The sequence below is a fragment of the Leifsonia sp. AK011 genome (assembly GCF_013410945.1).
Lineage (GTDB): Bacteria > Actinomycetota > Actinomycetes > Actinomycetales > Microbacteriaceae > Rhodoglobus.
The window spans coordinates 2931218-2948887 of record NZ_JACCCH010000001.1 but is presented as its reverse complement, the minus strand read 5'-3'; the positions used below and the strand labels follow the sequence as shown (position 1 = coordinate 2948887).

15 protein-coding genes, 1 tRNA gene and 1 pseudogene are annotated in these 17670 nt (G+C 65.5%); 14 read left to right on the top strand and 3 right to left on the bottom strand.

Annotated features, from left to right (window positions below):
* Nucleotides 1-3: 3 nt before the first annotated feature.
* Nucleotides 4-1050, bottom strand: a complete 1047-nt coding sequence (locus tag HDC94_RS14200) for an acyltransferase (RefSeq protein ID WP_179498648.1) — start codon at nt 1048-1050, stop codon at nt 4-6.
* Between the two features lie 198 nt (nt 1051-1248).
* Here HDC94_RS14200 and gmd point away from each other — a divergent pair, with 198 nt between their 5' ends.
* The 12 genes and pseudogenes from gmd to HDC94_RS14145 all read left to right on the top strand — a co-directional run bounded on the left by gmd (nt 1249) and on the right by HDC94_RS14145 (nt 13339).
* Nucleotides 1249-2277, top strand: a complete 1029-nt coding sequence (gene gmd, locus HDC94_RS14195; RefSeq protein ID WP_179498646.1) for a GDP-mannose 4,6-dehydratase — start codon at nt 1249-1251, stop codon at nt 2275-2277.
* Entirely contained in the window at nt 2274-3254 is a 981-nt protein-coding gene (locus HDC94_RS14190; RefSeq protein WP_308495739.1) for a GDP-L-fucose synthase, read from the top strand. The genes gmd and HDC94_RS14190 overlap by 4 nt, the downstream gene beginning before the upstream one ends.
* A 36-nt stretch (nt 3255-3290) precedes the next feature.
* On the top strand, nt 3291-4598 hold the full coding sequence (locus HDC94_RS14185) for a UDP-glucose/GDP-mannose dehydrogenase family protein (protein ID WP_179498642.1): 1308 nt from the start codon (nt 3291-3293) through the stop codon (nt 4596-4598).
* Nucleotides 4599-4673: 75 nt separating this feature from the next.
* Nucleotides 4674-4934: pseudogene (locus tag HDC94_RS14935) on the top strand (YveK family protein); the annotation flags it as partial.
* Nucleotides 4935-5141: 207 nt separating this feature from the next.
* The gene (locus HDC94_RS14180; RefSeq protein ID WP_308495753.1) at nt 5142-6071 is read left to right on the top strand and encodes a CpsD/CapB family tyrosine-protein kinase; all 930 of its coding nucleotides are present in this window, start codon (nt 5142-5144) and stop codon (nt 6069-6071) included.
* Between the two features lie 33 nt (nt 6072-6104).
* Nucleotides 6105-6719, top strand: a complete 615-nt coding sequence (locus tag HDC94_RS14175) for a low molecular weight phosphatase family protein (RefSeq protein ID WP_179498638.1) — start codon at nt 6105-6107, stop codon at nt 6717-6719.
* On the top strand, nt 6716-7645 hold the full coding sequence (locus HDC94_RS14170; RefSeq protein WP_179498636.1) for a hypothetical protein: 930 nt from the start codon (nt 6716-6718) through the stop codon (nt 7643-7645). Before HDC94_RS14175 ends, HDC94_RS14170 begins: the two co-directional genes overlap by 4 nt.
* Nucleotides 7639-8262: an SGNH/GDSL hydrolase family protein gene (locus HDC94_RS14165; RefSeq protein WP_218870597.1), complete on the top strand. Its 624-nt coding sequence runs from the start codon at nt 7639-7641 to the stop codon at nt 8260-8262. The genes HDC94_RS14170 and HDC94_RS14165 overlap by 7 nt, the downstream gene beginning before the upstream one ends.
* Before the next feature lie 292 nt (nt 8263-8554).
* A complete protein-coding gene (locus HDC94_RS14160; RefSeq protein ID WP_179498632.1) occupies nt 8555-9994 on the top strand; it encodes an HNH endonuclease signature motif containing protein in 1440 nt (479 codons plus the stop codon).
* Nucleotides 9995-10443: 449 nt separating this feature from the next.
* Nucleotides 10444-11919 carry a malate:quinone oxidoreductase gene (locus HDC94_RS14155; protein ID WP_179498631.1) on the top strand — a complete coding sequence of 492 codons (1476 nt, stop codon included), beginning with the start codon at nt 10444-10446 and terminating at the stop codon, nt 11917-11919.
* Nucleotides 11920-12029: 110 nt separating this feature from the next.
* Nucleotides 12030-12680, top strand: coding sequence for a response regulator (locus HDC94_RS14150; RefSeq protein WP_308495738.1), 651 nt, complete (start codon nt 12030-12032; stop codon nt 12678-12680).
* Entirely contained in the window at nt 12677-13339 is a 663-nt protein-coding gene (locus HDC94_RS14145; RefSeq protein WP_179498630.1) for a thymidine kinase, read from the top strand. Before HDC94_RS14150 ends, HDC94_RS14145 begins: the two co-directional genes overlap by 4 nt.
* 540 nt (nt 13340-13879) lie before the next feature.
* On the opposite strand, the gene HDC94_RS14140 is transcribed toward HDC94_RS14145, so the two are convergent.
* Nucleotides 13880-14662, bottom strand: a complete 783-nt coding sequence (locus HDC94_RS14140) for an SDR family oxidoreductase (RefSeq protein ID WP_179498629.1) — start codon at nt 14660-14662, stop codon at nt 13880-13882.
* Between the two features lie 123 nt (nt 14663-14785).
* Between HDC94_RS14140 and HDC94_RS14135 the strand changes: the two genes are divergently transcribed.
* The gene (locus HDC94_RS14135) at nt 14786-15508 is read left to right on the top strand and encodes a 50S ribosomal protein L11 methyltransferase (RefSeq protein ID WP_179498628.1); all 723 of its coding nucleotides are present in this window, start codon (nt 14786-14788) and stop codon (nt 15506-15508) included.
* A 23-nt stretch (nt 15509-15531) separates the two neighbouring features.
* Here the strand turns inward: HDC94_RS14135 and HDC94_RS14130 are convergent.
* A tRNA-Pro gene (locus HDC94_RS14130) sits at nt 15532-15605 on the bottom strand.
* 101 nt (nt 15606-15706) lie between these two features.
* Here HDC94_RS14130 and HDC94_RS14125 point away from each other — a divergent pair.
* Entirely contained in the window at nt 15707-17524 is a 1818-nt protein-coding gene (locus HDC94_RS14125) for a DUF4012 domain-containing protein (RefSeq protein ID WP_179498627.1), read from the top strand.
* Nucleotides 17525-17670 lie beyond the last annotated feature (146 nt).

The following is a 17670-nucleotide window of genomic DNA, read 5'->3' as shown; positions in this document are numbered from 1 at the left end:
GGTCTATCCCTTCGGAGCTTTCGGAAGAATTCTTGCGAGACCCTTGTCCGCGACCCATGCCAGGAGGATTGTGAGTATCGTCGCCCCGACAATGCCAAGCCCAGTTGGGCGAGTTTGAACCATCAAGGGGTAATGCATCACGTAAATTCCGTACGAAATCGAAGCGACCGCGGCTCCAGGGCCTGCTATTCGCATGCACATTCGGGATAGCCCGGACCTTATGGTCGGGACGAGTAGTACCGCTGTCAAGACGAGGGCGATGACAAAATGTCGCACCATCAGGAAAGGGAAGAAACCTAAACCGTTGTATCCGTAGAGGGCCACGCCGGCCAGCGCGGCCGCGACGAGGACCCCCTGTCCCAATAGTTCGGGCGCCAGCGACTTCATCGACAGGGTGTCGTTGAGGTACGCGTTGGCGAGCATCGCGCCGAGCCACCAGACCAAGAAATACGCGCCCACCAGAGAGAAGTGGTTTGGCGCCAGCAGGTAGGTGACATAAGCCAGCACTGCCAGCCCTGGAACCGCCATCCGCGTGGCTCTCTCGGATCGGCGCCAAGCAATCATCACAGCCGGGAATATCGCGTAGAAGAAGACTTCATAAGACAGCGACCAGAGGGGATCATTTCCTAGGAACGGATCAACGATCACGCCTGGTTTTAGGAAGCTGATGTCTTGCAATGAGGCCAGCGTGCCGACAGCCGACTCCCAAGTTGGCTCCGAGGCGATGTAGCCCAGTGCCCACAGGGCCAGCGAAACCAGCATGGCGAGAACGATTGGCGGATAGATGCGTCGAAGTCGACGCAGAAAATAGCCGGCGGGACTCGAGACCCTGCTCTTCTCGTTCGCGAATATGACGAAGCCGCTCAGCAAGAAGAATACCAGTACGGCCTCCTGACCAAACGAGAACACCACACCGATCGGGCCAGGCACATTGACGACGTGATGCGCGACCACGTAAAGAGCTGCGCTCGCCCGAGCCACATCGAGGCCGGCTCGCGCTGCGGGCGAAAGGGACCTGGGCTGCGCGGTCGCGCGGAACACATCAGACATTCATGCCGCAACTGGGCATGGCCGAACTGCTCCCCAAATCGATCCCCATGCGGGTCATTCTGCACTAAGAAGGTTTCGTTTTTGTGAACGCGGCCGACCCGCAACATGGGGGTGGTGGACAGCCGCTATGCTCTGGAAGCAGTCCATCGGTGTGCGTCCCCGATGGACGCGCTCCAAAAATCAGCTCTGGGGGGCTAGTTGACTAAGCGCGCGTTCATCACAGGCATTACTGGCCAAGATGGCTCTTACTTGGCCGAGTTGCTCTTGCTCAAGGGTTACGAAGTTCATGGGCTCGTGCGACGGGCCTCAACTTTCAACACGCACAGGCTTGACCACATCTACGTAGACGCACACGAGCCTTCTGCCAGGCTGTTTCTGCACTACGGCGACCTGAGTGATGGCGCGAGGCTTGTAACCCTGATCGACCAGATTAAGCCCGACGAGATCTATAACCTCGCGGCCCAGTCCCACGTTCGAGTCTCTTTCGACGAGCCCGAGCACACGGCGGATACGACCGGGACTGGCACAGTGCGAATTCTGGAAGCGGTTCGCGAGGCTGGCATTCACCCGAAGTTCTACCAAGCGTCCTCGTCAGAGTTGTACGGTGCGACGCCTCCTCCGCAGAGCGAGACCACCCCGTTCTATCCACGGTCCCCCTACGCGGCCGCCAAGCTCTACAGCTTCTGGATCACCAAGAACTACCGCGAGGCCTACGGCATCTTCGCCACCAATGGAATCCTCTTCAACCACGAGTCCCCGCGCCGCGGTGAGACGTTCGTCACGCGAAAGATCACGCGCGCGGTCGCGCGAATCAAAGCAGGCGTTCAGAACGATCTCTATCTAGGTAACTTGGATTCAGTGCGCGACTGGGGATACGCGCCGGAGTACGTCGAGGGCATGTGGCGCATGCTTCAGGCAGAAGAACCCGACGATTTCGTGCTCGCAACGGGCGTCGGCTACACCATCCGAGAATTCCTTGAGGCCTCCTTCGGGCACGTTGATCTCGACTGGCAGGAGTTCGTGAAGTTCGACGAGCGATACCTTCGCCCGACGGAGGTGGATGCGCTCATCGGTGATTCGACGAAGGCCCAGAGCACGCTGGGCTGGGTCCCCACGGTCGACGGCGCAGCACTTGCGAAGATCATGGTGGATGCAGACGTCAAAGAACTTGAGCACCAAGGCGCCGCATGGATCGACGCCCCTGCGCTAGAAAGCTGGAAGGCGTGAGCGTCGCGAACCTCGCCGATTACAAGACCGGTGCCCTAGATAGGGACGCCGCCGTTTACATCGCTGGCCACAGAGGACTCGTGGGCGGAGCGATCTGGCGAAAGTTTCAGGACGAGGGCTTCACCAATCTCGTCGGCCGGTCTCATGCCGAGCTCGACCTCACTGATCGACCTTCAGTCTTCGACTACATCGACGAGGTAAGGCCCAGATACCTTGTACTTGCCGCTGCGAAGGTCGGTGGAATCCTGGCCAACAACACCTACCCAGTGGACTTCATTTCGGAGAATCTTCAGGTGCAGGTTAACGTGCTCGACGCAGCGCTGAAAGCGGGCGTCGAGCGAGTGCTCTTTCTCGGTTCGTCGTGCATCTATCCCGGTGAATCGGCGCAGCCGATTAAGGAGGAGTACCTCCTTACTGGGTATCTCGAGCCGACAAACGATGCGTACGCGATCGCCAAGATTGCGGGCATTCTGCAGATCCAGGCGGTACGCCGACAGTACGGTTTGCCGTGGATATCAGCGATGCCCACGAATCTTTACGGCCCCGGAGATAACTTCTCACCGAAGGGATCGCACGTCTTGCCCGCACTGATCCGTCGTTATGACGAGGCCGTGAGTTCCGGCGCGGGAGCTGTCACGAACTGGGGTACGGGCTCGCCTCGCCGCGAGTTTCTTCACGTGGACGATATGGCCGCAGCGTGCCTTCACCTTCTAGAGAACTATGATGGGGCACCCCAGATTAATGTGGGCACGGGCAGCGACGTAACCATCAAAGACGTCGCGGACACGATTGCGCGCGTGGTTGGGTTCGAGGGCGAAACAACGTGGGATGCCACGAAGCCAGACGGCACGCACCAGAAGCGCCTTGATGTCTCGAAGCTCACCGCGGCAGGCTGGACAGCATCTATCGGGCTCGACGAGGGCATTCGGTCCACGGTCGACTGGTATCGCGAGAACATTGCGACCTTGCGCGAGTAAGTCGCGTGTGACACAAGATCGACTCTGGGGGAGTAATTGAAGTTATCCGTAATTGGGTGTGGGTACCTCGGTGCGGTCCATGCCGCGAGCATGGCGGAACTGGGTCACGAGGTCGTTGGTGTGGATGTCGACTGGCAGAAGATCGGACTCCTAGCGGAAGGCCGCGCGCCATTCTTTGAGCCGGGATTGCCAGAAGTTCTGACTTCCGCCATTGCGACCGGGAGGCTGACGTTCACCACTGATATGGCCGAGGCTCAAGGTGCCTCGGTTCACTTTATTGCGGTAGGCACGCCGCAGCGCAAGGGCGAAGCCGCTGCGGACCTGAGCTACGTCGATTCTGCGGTTAATGCACTACTGCCGTACCTCTCATCGGGGGATCTTGTAGTTGGCAAATCGACCGTCCCCGTCGGCACAGCATCGCGACTCGTCGAGAAGCTCAACGGAAGCGGGGCGGATTTGGCCTGGAACCCTGAGTTTCTTCGCGAGGGATTTGCAGTGGAAGACACGATCCGGCCGGATCGGCTCGTGTACGGCGTGCCGGAGGGCGAAGGGGGGGACCGCGCTACCGCCCTGTTGAACGAGGTTTATGCGACGGCGATTGCCAACGAGACTCCGCTTGTGGTCACCGACTACGCAACTGCCGAACTCGTCAAAGTTTCGGCGAATGCGTTCCTCGCCACCAAGATCTCATTCATCAATGCAATGGCAGAGATCGCCGAGGTCACCGGCGCGGACGTGACGAAACTTGCGGATGCAATCGGGTTCGATGCGAGGATCGGGCGTCGATTCCTAAACGCCGGCGTGGGCTTTGGCGGCGGGTGCCTGCCTAAGGACATCAGGGCTTTCGCTGCGAGAGCGGAAGAGCTGGGCCGTGGACAGTCCGTCGCATTCCTCAAGGAGGTCGATGCGATTAATCTCAGGCGGAGGGATCGGGTGGTCGAGCTCGCGCTGGATGCCTTGCATCAGGAGCCTCTGGGGAAGAAGGTCACTGTCCTTGGACTTTCGTTCAAGCCTGATTCTGATGACGTGCGAGACTCGCCAGCTCTGGACGTTGCCGTCCGGTTGAAGGGTCTCGGTGCCGACGTGATCGCGACGGATCCACAAGCGATCGAGAACTCCAGGCGGCTGCATCCACAGTTAGCTTTCGAAGAGACGACGGCTGCTGCGCTCACGGGAGCTAGCGTTGTGGTGCTCGTAACAGAGTGGAGTGAATATCGTGACCTGGACCCCTCGGAAGTTGCCCAGTTGGCTCCCGCGGCAACGGTAATCGACGGGCGGAACTGTCTGGACCCGCAGGCTTGGCGTTCGGCGGGGTTTACGTACGTGGGCCTCGGGCGCCCGTAGGGTTATGTCAACTCGGATCACAGGATTGTGCCGACAAGCGACGGTTAGTCCGCGGGACATACAGGAAGGCGACCCTTGGAACTTCGGGACTACATTCGCATAGTACGGAAAGGCTGGATCCTCATCGTCCTCCTGTCGCTCCTTGGAGTCGCGGGCGGAGCCGCATTCTCGATCATCACGACGCCTCGGTACCAAGCTACGACCGCGCTGTTCGTCTCAGTACGCACTTCGGGCGAGTCGACCACAGGAGAACTGGTTCAGGGGAGCACGTTCGCACAGCAGAAGGTCAAGTCGTACGCGATCGTGGCTCGGAGCCCCCGGGTGCTCGATCCGGTGATCGAGGAACTCGGACTAAACATAAGTGCGGCAGAGCTGGCTGGACAAATTTCCACTGCTTCGCCTTTGGACACCACCGTGATCGAAATCACGGTCAACGACGTTGATCCTGTAATGTCCGCCAACATCTCCAACGCAGTCGCAGAGAGTTTCATAGACGTTATCGTCAATCAGCTTGAGGCCCCATCGGGTGGTCAACCCAGCTTGGTGACGATCGAACCTATCCGGCCTGCAGTCGTCCCGGTGGAGCCGTACGTCCCGAACACGCGGCAGAACCTCGCATTGGGACTCCTCGTTGGACTTGTTGCTGGACTCGGAGCGGCGATTCTCCGCCACGTACTCGACACGCGGGTTCATGGCCCCCAGGACGTGCAGGCGATCACTCCAGCCCCCATCCTCGGTGGCATTGGGTTCGACCCCGACGCGAAGAAGCGGCCACTCATTGTGCACGCTGATCCGCGCAGCTCGCGGGCCGAGTCGTTCCGCGCGCTGAGGACGAACCTTCAGTTCGTGCACCTCGACAGTGGGCCTCGAGTGTTCGTCGTGACATCCTCTGTTCCTGGCGAGGGCAAGACGACGACCACCGCCAACCTCGCGATCGCGCTCGCCGAAACCGGTGCGCGTGTCGCGGTGATCGACGGCGACCTTCGGCGGCCGGCCATCGCGGACTACATGGGGCTCGAGGGTGCCGTCGGTCTGACCGACGTGCTCATCGGTCGCGCCGAGCTGGGGGACGTGCTTCAGAAGTGGGGCCGTAACGAGCTGTACGTGCTTCCGGCAGGGCGCATCCCCCCGAACCCGAGTGAGTTGCTCGGCTCGAGCGCGATGGCGAACCTGCTGACGGAACTCGGCAAGACCTTCAACTTCGTGCTCGTGGATGCTCCACCGCTGCTGCCCGTCACCGATGCAGCAGTGCTGTCCAAGTTCACGACCGGCGCGATCGTCATCGTCGCCGCCGGACGCACCAAGCGCAACGAGCTCGCCGCCGCACTTCGGTCGTTCGAGCACATCGAGAGCAAGGTGCTTGGCGCCGTGCTCACCATGCTTCCCACCAAGGGTCCCGATTCCTACGGCTACGGCAACTACTACGGCGGGTACTCCGACGTGGACCCGTTGCAGCTTCGCCTCAAGGAGTAGAGGGGCCTCCCCACCCGAAGGAGAACGACTCGCATGGCCAGGTTCCGCATCCTGACCGTCTGCACTGGGAACGTCTGCCGGTCACCCGTGGCCGAACAGGTGCTCCGCGCCAAGATGGCAGACCTGCGCGGCATCATCGATCTCGAGAGTGCCGGGTTTCGGGCACTCGTCGGCGACGGGATGCCCGACCAAGCCGCCAACCTCTCCACAAGTCTCGGCGGCAATCCGTCGGGGCACACCGCGCGGCAACTCACCGAACAGCAGATCCTCGACGCCGATCTCGTGCTCGCGATGTCGCGCGAGCACCGGCGCGAAATCGTCTCCCTTGTGCCGAAAGCAAGTCGATACACTGTCACCATCCGTGAGTTCGCACGGCTATCGGCAGACCTCGACTCCTGGGATTTCCTTGACATCACAGCCCTGCCCCAGCGCCCCGCGTCAGCACGGCTGGACGCGCTCGTGGCGTTGATCGCCTCGCGTCGAGGGCAGGTGGAGCCGGCGGCATCCCCCGAAGACGACGACGTCGTCGACCCATACATGCAGGGTGACGAGCGCTACGCACTCACCGGCAGCCAACTCGCGCCCGCGATCGACGAGGTGCACCGGGTGATCCGGCTCGCGCTGGCACCGCGAGGAGAAGTGGCGTGAGCATTCACAACGCTCGCACCGGGCAGAACCGCTGGTGGATCATCCCGATCATCGCGGTCGTGGCCGCCGCGACCGTTGTGCTGGTTGCCCTCGCGCTCACGCCCAACGATCCGCCCGAGTCGGCGCTCATCCCCTGGACGCCCACGCCCCGTGTCACCACGGCGCCGACCGAGACCCCCGAAGACGAGGTACTGCTCGCGGTGCCGCAGAAGCGGTTCATCGCTGCGGTCGACGGTGAGCTCGCCTGGCGAACGGATGCCGGCACCTGCCCCACCTCGATGATCTGGCCCGAACTGACCACAACCGGCGGCGACGCCTGGGCACGCTTCGACGCGAGCACCGGCACGAACGCCAGTGGAGTGCTCGCCTTCGGCGCGGTCGCCGAGGGCGTGGTGGGCATGGTTACGCTCAGCACGGCCGACTGCGGCTCGTACCAGTTCACGTCCCTGGTCGACGAGAGTTGGCAGGCCGTCTCCAACGAGGCGATCGCCGACGAGTGGTACTTCGTGCCCGGCCAGGGGCCCATCGTCTACCTGCTCGGAACCGCCCACACCTCACCGTGTGACCCTGCGGGCATCGCGTCGCGCGGAGCGCTCGAGGTCGCCGTGCTGTGCTCCGATGGGAGTGTGGTGCGCTCGGTGGATGGCGCGGTCACCTGGGATGACGGATTCGCGATCGCCGGGGCATCCGTGATCACGGCCACACCCGACGGCTACCTCACCGGCGGTCTCGGCCGCACTGAGTGCCAGGGTGTCGAGCTGCGCGGGCTGACTCCAGAGCCGAGCAACGCCGACGGGCTCGTCGCCGGATGCTTCGTGAGCGTTGCGACGCCGGGCAACGTGGCCATGTCGTCCGTGCCGGGTGCGCTGTGGGTGTGGGCGGGCACCTCGCTCGGCATCTCGCCCGACGGCGGGGCCACGTGGTAGTTCGGCGGGTCGCCGCTGCGCTGCTGACGCTCCTCCTGCTCACCGGGTGCACGACGGGGCCCGGCGCGACAGTGTCGTTCTACGGCGACTCGTACACGCGAGGCAAGGCGGCATCCGACCCATCCCTGCGGTGGTCGTCGATCATCAGCGAGATGCGCGGGTGGACGGAGCTCAACCACGGCATCGATGGGCTCGGGTTCATCCGTCGGCGCGACGAGTTTCCGGATGTCCCGGGCGACATCATCGCGGACGACCCCGACATCGTGATCGTCGCCCTCGGCATCAACGACAACTTCGTCTTCGAGACCCGCGGCCCCGAGATCCAGCCGCAGATCGAGGCCGACTTCTCACGGTTGGCGAAAGAGCTGCCGGATGCCCGCATCATCGTCGTCGAACCGTTCTGGTACACCAAGGTTCGCTCCGACTCGGTGGAGGCCATCATCGGGTGGGTGCGGGACGCCGCTCTCGCGGAAGGCTTCGAGTACATCGGGGGAGCGTCGCACTGGCTCGACGGGCACCAGGAGTGGATGGCGGAGGACGCGTTGCATCCGAACGATGCGGGGTACGCGGAGATCGCGCGGCGGATGGATGAGGAGCTTCGCGAGCTGGGGCTGTAGCGGGAGGAGATTGCGGCGGTGTGCTGTGGAGCGTGCGGGGCCCTGTGCTGTGGAGCCTGCGGCGCTGTGCTGTGGAGCGTGCGGCGCTGTGTCCGTCCTTGCTGGTTGAGTAGCCGCGGGCGAAGCCCCGGCGTCATCGAAACCTCACGTCCGCAACCGAATGGCCCACGAACCCCGATCACTAGTCGCCCCCCCCGCCACATCGGAACACTCGGCACAAAGTCAGGCCATTTTCCGGGCTTTTCCTGTGGATAACTCGAACATAGATTCGATCCTCAGGTAAAGTTGGGGTATGTCAATCACCCGCCGCGCAAGCATCACGAGCGCCGCTGAGCGCGCCCGCGCGGCACTCGGTGAGCTTCTCGAGCTCGTGGCTGACAGCGCCCCGGCCGAGGTGATTGAGGCTCTCGGGGCGGTCGAGTCGGTGGGGCGTCTGGCCGACGCCGTGCGGGTGCGCGTGGCGACGCCGTTGGCTGAGAACGCCACGCTTGCCGAGCAGTTCGGGTTCAGGTCGGCGGCGGATGCCGTGGCCGACGTTGCGCAGATCTCCCGCCGTGCGGCCCGAACCCGTGTGGCCGTCGCCGCGGCGGTGGGCACGTCTCGTTCGCTCACCGGGGTGGAGCTCCCACCGCAGCGTCCCGCCCTTGCCGAAGCACTCGACGCGGGCGAGGTCGGGCTCGAGGCCGCCTCCCTGATCGTGCGGGAGCTCGACGCTGTGGCATCCCACACGGAGTCCGACGTCCAAGCCGCCGCCGAACAACTTATGGTCACCCTCGCCTCCGGCATCGACCCGACAACCGGTGCGGCCGCGTCGCCCGTGTCGGTGGACTACCTCACTGCCGAGGTGCGGCAGATCGCGTCCGCAGTCGACCCAGACGGGGCTCGCCCACGCGAGGAGCGTGCCCTGCGCAGCCGCGGCCTGCGTGTGGGTGCTGCCGATGTCGACGGACTGCGGTCAGTCAACGGGCGCCTCCTGGCAGACACAGCCGCGCTGCTCGAAGGGCTCCTCGAAGCCCAGCGCCGCACCCCGAAGTTCGTTGACGTCGCCTCGGCTCCCGCAGGTGGTGACATCGACGAACTCACGGATGTCACCGGCCTCCCGATCGACCCTGCCACCAGTGACGACCGCACTCCCGACCAGCGCCGCCATGACGCGTTCGCTGAGATCCTGATCGCCGCAACCCAAGCAGAAGGTGCACCTCAGCTCAATGGTGCTCCGGTCACGGTGCTCGTGACCGTCAACGCTGACGACCTTGGTGACGACGGCTACGGTGGCACCGACGGCGAGCAGGGCGACGGTCTCGGCGGCGACCCCATCGGCACCATGGCCGGCACCGACGTGCCCGTGTCGCGTGCCGAGGTGCTGCGGTACATGGATGCCGCGGGGTACCGCACCGTCACCCTCCAGAAGGGGCGCATCGCCAGCATCAGCTCGCAACAGCGCTGCTTCACCTCGGCGCAGCGCCTCGCCATCGCCGCCCGCGACGGGCTGCGGTGTGCGACCCCGGGATGCACGGCCCCGCACTACGTGCTGCAGGTGCATCACGTCATCCCGGATCGGGACGGCGGGCCGACCCACACCAATAACGGGATACTGCTCTGCTACTGGCACCACCGACTCGTCGACAAGGGTCCGTGGCGGTACCGCATGGTGAACGGGGTGCCCCAAGCCTGGAAGCCAGGGCTGCCCGACTGGGTACCCGTCAGCGCAGCGCAGCGCCTCGCGGCGTAGAGTCCGCGGCGCTGCGGTCGCGCCTGCGGGTGGAGCCGCGGCGAAGCCCGGCCCCACCTGCTGGTCGAGTACCCGAGGCGAAGCCGGGTGTCACCTGTTGGTTGAGTAGCCGCCGCAACGCCAGGCCCCACCTGCTGGTTGAGTAGTCGCGGCGAACCCCGGCCCCGGCTGCTGGTTGAGTAGCCGCGGCGAACCCCGGCCCCACCTGTTGGTTGAGTAGCCGCGGCGAAGCCCGGCGTATCGAAACCTCACCAACGTACCCGAGGGGTCGCGGGGGGTGAGGTTTCGATACGGCCGCTTCGCGGCCTACTCAACCAACAGAGGGGACACTGCTTCGCGACCTACTCAACCAGCAGAGGGTGCACCGCTTCGCGACTTACTCAACCAGCGGGTGGGGTGCCGCTCCACGCGGCGGGGGAGCGCACAGCAACAGCGCCTAAACTGTTCGGGTGGATAAACCCGTCGACGTCGCCCTGATTGGCGGCGGAATCATGAGCGCAACCCTGGGTTCACTTCTTCAGCGGCTTCAGCCCGACTGGGACATCCGGGTGTACGAGCGCCTCGGAGACCTCGCACTCGAGAGCTCCAACCCCTGGAACAACGCCGGCACCGGCCATTCCGCCCTCTGCGAGCTCAACTACACGCCGCAGAAGGCCGACGGTTCCATCGACATCACGAGCGCGGTGAAGGTCAACGAGCAGTTCCAGGTGACCCGCCAGTTCTGGGCTCACCTCGTCGACACCGGCGCCCTGCCCAACCCCTCCGACTTCATCACGGCAACGCCGCACATGAGCTTCGTCTGGGGCGAGGAGAACGTCGAGTACCTCCGCAAGCGCTACGAGGCACTCAAAAACCACCCGCTCTTCGCCGGCATCGAGTTCTCCACGGATGCACGAACCATCCGCTCCTGGGCCCCCCTCATGATCCCCGGCCGACTGAAGTCCCAGCCGATCGCCGCGACCCACATCGCCGCCGGCACCGACGTTGACTTCGGCGCCCTCACACACCTCCTCACCCAGAACCTCGTCGCCGAGGGCGCCACCCTCACCACCGAGGTGCTCGTCACCAACATCAAGCGCCAGCGCGACGGACTCTGGCGCCTCACGATGCGCAACGACATCGGCGGCACCCCCATGGCGCCGGTGCGCGCACGCTTCGTGTTTGTCGGCGCCGGCGGGTACGCACTCGGCCTGCTGCAGAAGTCCGGCATCAAAGAGATCCGCGGGTTTGGCGGCTTCCCCGTGAGCGGCGAGTTCCTCCGCACCGACAACCCCGAGGTTGTCGCCAAGCACGCCGCCAAGGTCTACGGCAAGGCCGCCGTCGGCTCCCCGCCCATGTCGGTGCCGCACCTCGACCTGCGCGTTGTCGACGGCGCCCCGAGCCTCATGTTCGGCCCGTACGCCGGCTTCAGCCCCAAGTTCCTCAAGACCGGCTCGATCCTCGACCTGTTCGCGAGCATCCGCTGGCACAACCTGATCCCCATGGTCGCGGCAGGTCTCGGCAACCTCGGACTCGTCAAGTACCTCGTCGGCCAGCTCGCCGCGAGCGAGAAGACCAAGTTCGACGAGCTCAAGCAGTTCTACCCCGACGCCGACCCCAAGGACTGGTACCGCATCACCGCCGGCCAGCGGGTGCAGGTGATCAAGAAAGACAAGAAGAAGCTCGGCGTTCTGCAGTTCGGCACCGAGGTCGTGGCCTCAGCGGATGGCACGATCGCAGGCCTGCTCGGGGCTTCCCCCGGCGCATCCACCGCGGTCCCCATCATGCTCACCGTTCTCGAGAAGTGCTTCCCTCAGCAGCTCGAAGGCTGGCGCCCGAAACTCACCGCCATGATCCCCAGTTACGGAACGCAGCTGTCCGACGACCCGAAGAAGGCCGCGGCAACACTGAAGAGCACAGCAGCCTCGTTGGGCATTCGGGCGTAACATCCGACGCGCGGGGTACACAAGCCGTCCCCCAACGGACAGTTTGGGCTTATCCTCAGGTACGGGAATTCGCCGCCGCCGGCTCTCCCGCGATCGGAGGGTGGGGACCCGTGCAGAACAAGGTGGGGGAACGAGTACGTCTAGCCGTACTCGATGACCACGAGGTACTACTCGACACGCTGGCGTCGTGGATCAATGCCAACGCTCCGGACTTCGACCTCGTGCTCACCGCGAGCACCTGGCTCGAGCTCGTGCACAGCGACGAGTTCCCGACGGACCTGGTGATCATCGACTTCCAGCTCAAGGAGCCCGTCTCGATCGAGGCGCGCGTGCGCACGTGCCGTGCCGCGGGCGCCAAGGTGATCGTGCTCACGAGCCTCGACGCACCCGAGGTGCGCCAGCGCGCCATCGACTCCGGGGTCTCCGCGTTCCTCACCAAGGCCGTACCCATGACCGAGGTGATGGATGTGGCCCGCAAGGTGATGGGCGTGGTGCCCCGCAACCAGCCGGGCGGCTGGCGCCCGACATCCGGAGCCCTCTCGCAGTCCAAGCCGCGACTGAGCGCAGGGGAGACCCAGGCGCTCACCCTCTACGTCTCCGGGCTCAGCACCCAGGAGGTCGCCGAGCAGATGGATGTGCAGTATGAGACCGCGAAGACGTATCTTCGACGGGTGAGAGAAAAGTACGCGAAAGCCGGACGCCCGGCCAGTCGCAAAGCAGAACTGATTCGCCGCGCAGCGGAGGACGGATACCTCAAGTGAGCAAGCTCTACTTCCGCTACGGCGCCATGAACAGCGGAAAGAGCACGGCTCTTCTCCAGGCCGCCTACAACTACGAGGAGCGCGGGCAGACGGTGCTGCTCGCCAAGCCCCAAATCGACACCAAGGGCGAGTCCACCATCGTCTCCCGGCTCGGGATGACACGGGTCGTCGACTTCACGGTCGCTCCCGACGAAGACATCCTGGCCGCCTTCGTGAAGCACCGCGAGCGGGTGCGCGCGACCGGCACCGACGTGAGCTGTCTGCTCGTGGATGAGGCGCAGTTCCTCACCGAGTCGCAGGTGGACGACCTGCTGCGGATCGCGATCATTGAGGGTGTGCCCGTGCTTGCGTACGGGATTCGCACCGACTTCCAGACGGTGGCGTTCCCCGGCAGTCGCCGACTGCTCGAGGTCGCGCACTCGCTTGAGGAGCTCAAGACCATCTGCCGCTGCGGCCGCAAAGCCGTGTTCAACGCGCGCAAGGTGGGGGAGCAGTTCATCTTCGACGGCGACCAGGTCGCCATCGACGGGGTGGATGTCACGTATGAGTCGCTCTGCGGACAGTGCTACCTCGACGAGAGCGGCGGCGTGCTCAACAACGGGCGTCGCTCCGCCTCCGACTTCAGCTACGTGGCGGGCCCCGACGCGGACTTCGCGTAGGGCCCTTCCACTGTGGGTCGAGTAGCCGCGGCACCCTTTCCTGTGGGTTGAGTAGCCGCGGCGTAGCCCGGCACCCTTTCCTGTGGGTTGAGTAGCCGCGGCGTAGCCCGGCGTATCGAAACCTCACCTACGTGGTTGAGGTTGTTCGTTGGTGAGGTTTCGATGAAGGCCGCTGCGCGGGCCTACTCAACCAGCGGTGGGGTGCCGCTGCGCGGGCCTACTCAACCAGCGGGGACGTTTCTGCTGTGGGTTGAGTAGCCGCGGCGTAGCCCGGCGTATCGAAACCTCACGTCCGTGGTTGGTGTTGTTCGTTGGTGAGGTTTCGATGACGGCCGCTTCGCGGGCCTACTCAACCAGCGGCGGGGTGCCGCTGCGCGGGCCTACTCAACCAGCGGGGATGTATCTGCTGTGGGTTGAGTAGCCGCGGCGTAGCCCGGCGTATCGAAACCTCACGTCCGTGGTTGCTGTTGTGCGTGGGTGAGGTTTCGATGACGGCCGCTGCGCGGGCCTACTCAACCAGCGGCGGGATGCTGCCTCGCCTCACCACGTGGAGTCGCCTCGGATGACCGCGTCCGAGCCGCCGTCGATGAACACGACCTGGCCACAGAGGTGGCCGTTCTCCTCGCTCGTGAGCCAGGCGAGCAGGTACGCGACATCCCTCGGCCCGAAGATTCCCCCGAGCGGCATGGGCACCTGCTGCAGGATCGCCTCGCGCGCCTCCGCACTACCCGTGAACTGCGCGGTCATGGGCGTCTCGATGACCCCCGGCGCGATCGCGTTGAGCGGGATGCCCGCGCCCGCCCAGTCCGAGGCGGCCGCGTTCCGCCGAATCCACTTGGCGAGAGCCTGCTTGGTGGTGCCGTAGATCGCGCCGGCCGCCTGCTCACCGGCCGCAACCAGCTCGCCAGCGCGGTGCAGAGCCGCGGGCTCGTCGTGCGCTTCGAGCGCGGCGAGCAGCTCGGGGTCCGCCGGGAACAGCGACGCCATCGACGCGGTCGCCACGGCCCGCGGTGCATCCGACCCGGCCAGCAACGGCCGCAGACCCTCGAGCGTCGCGAGGGCACCGAAGTAGTTCACGGCGACCGTCGCGGGCGTGGATGACGCGAGCCCGGCATTCGCGATGATCGCGTCGATCGTTCCGCCACTGACCTCCGCGACCTTACCGATCAGCTCGACGCGCCCCTCCTCGGTGGACAGGTCGACGACCACCTCGGCATCGTGGATGTCGACGCCGATCACGCGGTTGCCGCGCTCCTCGAGCAGCTCCTTGGTGGCCTTTCCAATACCGCTGGCGGCGCCGGTGACGACATAGGTACGAGACATGGGGTTGTCCTTCCGTGTGTGTGGGCGGGTGCCCGGTACTCCATCGTCCCGCCGCCGCCGCGCGAGTGCTGGGGCCGAAGGTCCCGCGCGTAACACGCGCCGACGGTGCGCGAGGATGGGAGCATGAGTTCCACCGCGCAGCTTCCCGCGACCGGTGCGCCGTGGCAGGAGTGGCACCTCGTCGGCCAGGGCCTCACGGTTCCGGCTGGCGTGCACCATCCGTCGCCCTTCTCCGCGGAGCTGGCCGCCACTGTCACGAACACCCCGGGCGCGGTCGACGGACGCGTCGTGATCGACGCGGGCGCCGGAGCCGGGCTCATCACGATCGCAGCGCTCGCCGCGGGAGCCGAGCACGTGATCGCCACCGACCTCGACCTCACCGCGCTCGCCGCAACGCGTGACAACGTGCGCGCCGTCCTGGGCGACGACGCGGTCGGCCGTATCTCCCTGCTCGTGAGTGACTTCCGGATGCTGCACCTGCTCAACGCGGACGTGCTGCTCACCAACCCGCCGCAGCGCCCCACCGCCCTCCTCGAGGGAACGGATGCCGCCGACCGCCCGGTCCACGACGGTGCCGGCCCCACGGGCCTCGGGCTGATCGAGCTACTCCTCGATCACTCGTGCACCGCCGAGGTGATCACCACGACCGCCGGACTCCTCGACATCGCGAGCCTCCGCGTCCACCCGCGCTGGAACGACCCCGAGCTGCTCGCGAGCGCGCACGTTCCCATGGACCCGGTCTGGCGCATCCTCGGCGACGACGACCGCGTCAACGTATGGAAGTACACGCGCAGTGTGGAAGTACACGCGCACAGGGGCATGAACGACGAAAGCCCCCGACCCTGAGGCCGGAGGCTTTCGTACTGATGTCGGGGTAGCGGGATTTGAACCCACGACCTCTTCGTCCCGAACGAAGCGCGCTACCAAGCTGCGCCACACCCCGATCTGCCCACAATCACTGATCGTGGGCCTGTAACAGGATAGCCGATGCCAGCGCGAGTGTGAACATGGGCGACCCCCAGCCGCCTCTGGTTGAATTGGCGGGTGACCGATGACGCACTCACCCCGGCCTCGGCCACCCCGGAACCCGAACCGGCTACGGCGAAACCGCGCCGCCGCGTCGTCCGCTGGGTCGTGCTCGGCGTCGTCGGCGTCGTCGCGCTCCTCGTGCTGGCTGCCGCCTGGGTTGGCGTGCGCGGCCTCATGGCGAAGTCGGAGCTGGAGGCGGCGATTCCGCTGGTCTCCGGGTTGCAGGATGACGTGGCATCCGGTGATCTCGCGGCTGCCCAGGCGACCGTGGCCGAGGTATCCGCCCGCACGTCCAACGCTCACGCGCTCACGAGCGACCCCATCTGGATGCTCGCCGAGGGGCTGCCCGTGGCCGGGCCCAACCTCACGGGCTTCCGGGAGCTGGCGAGCATCACCGACGACCTCGTGCAGGGGGTCATGGTGCCGATCGCGAACCTCGGCGACACCCTCGACCCCGCCGCGCTCAAGCCCGTGGACGGCCGGATCGACCTTGCTCCGTTCGCGGAGGCGAGTGCTGTCGTGGACTCCGCGAAAGGGGAACTCGCGGCATCCCTCGAGCGTGTGACGGCGCTCGACACATCGGATGCCGTGAGCCAGATCCGCCAGGCGAGGGCCCAGCTCGAGGACATGCTCGGCCCCCTGCTGCCGCTGCTCGACCAGGCCAGCGACCTCGTGGGCATCGCGCCGAAGCTGCTGGGCGCAGACGGCCCGCGTGACTACCTCATCGTGTTCCAGGGCAATGCCGAGGCTCGTGCGCTGGGCGGCCAGACCGGCTCGTGGGTGCAGGTGACCGCCGACAACGGAAAGATCGAGCTCGTTCGCCAGGAGTCGATCGCGGTGCTGCGCAACCCGACCCCCGTGATCGGGCTCAGCCAGGAGCAGCTCACCCTGTGGCCGGGTGCCGGCTACGACCCGTCCAACGCGACCATGGTGCCGCGTCTCGACCTCTCCGCGCAGACCGCCGCCGCCTTCTGGAACAACCGCTTCGGTGTCGACCCGGATGCCGTGTTCTTCATCGACCCCGTCGCCATCGGTTACCTGCTCGAGGGCACCGGCCCGATCGACCTGTCGAGCGGCGACACCATCGACGCGACCACGGCAGCCGACTTCCTGCTCAACGGCATCTACCTCAAGTACAACGTGGGCACCGAGCCGGAGGTGAACGCCAGCCAGGAGGTCGTGTTCGAGTCGTTCGCGACCGAGTTCTTCGCCAAACTGATGAGCGGCGACTTCGACCCCGCGGCCGCGGCATCCGGCGCGGTGAAGAGCGGCAACGAGCACCGGCTGCTGGCGTGGTTCTTCGACGAGCCGGAGAGGCAGCTGCTGGGCATCCTGCCGTTCGGTCTCGAGACGCCCGTGCTGGATGACACGACCGCCGGTTTCGGCGTCTACATCACCGACAACCTCGGCTCGAAGATGACCTACTACCTCGATGCGAAGGTGGAGCTCGGCCAGCGCGTGTGCGGGGCCGACGGCGGGTACGAGGTGCGGGTGACCCTCACGAACACGGTCAAGCCGGGGGAGGGCGCGAGCATCCCGGACTACATCGGTCGATCGCAGGGCGGCAACTTCCGCATCCTCACGACGCTGTACGCGCCGCCCGGGTCGACGTTCGTCGGTGCGAGCGGGTGGGATGCCACGTTCACCCCCGTCACCGCCACGGACGGGCAGTACCCCGCGATGGTGCAGCGCCTCGTGCTCACGCCGGGCCAGACGCTCACGGCCACGTTCGTGCTCTCATCGCCCGACGTGCGCCTCGACCGCACCCTGGAGGCCTACGTGACCCCGCTGGCCCGCCCCACCCCGGTCACCACGTTCGACTACGCCTGCTGAGGCGTCGTACGCGGGTGAGGTTTCGATACGGCGGGCTTCGCCGCGCCTACTCAACCAGCGGGTGGAGCGCCGGTTCGCCGCGCCTACTCAACCCACAGGTGGAGCGCCGCGCAGTTCTGCCGTAACTGTGGGTTGAGTAGGCGCGG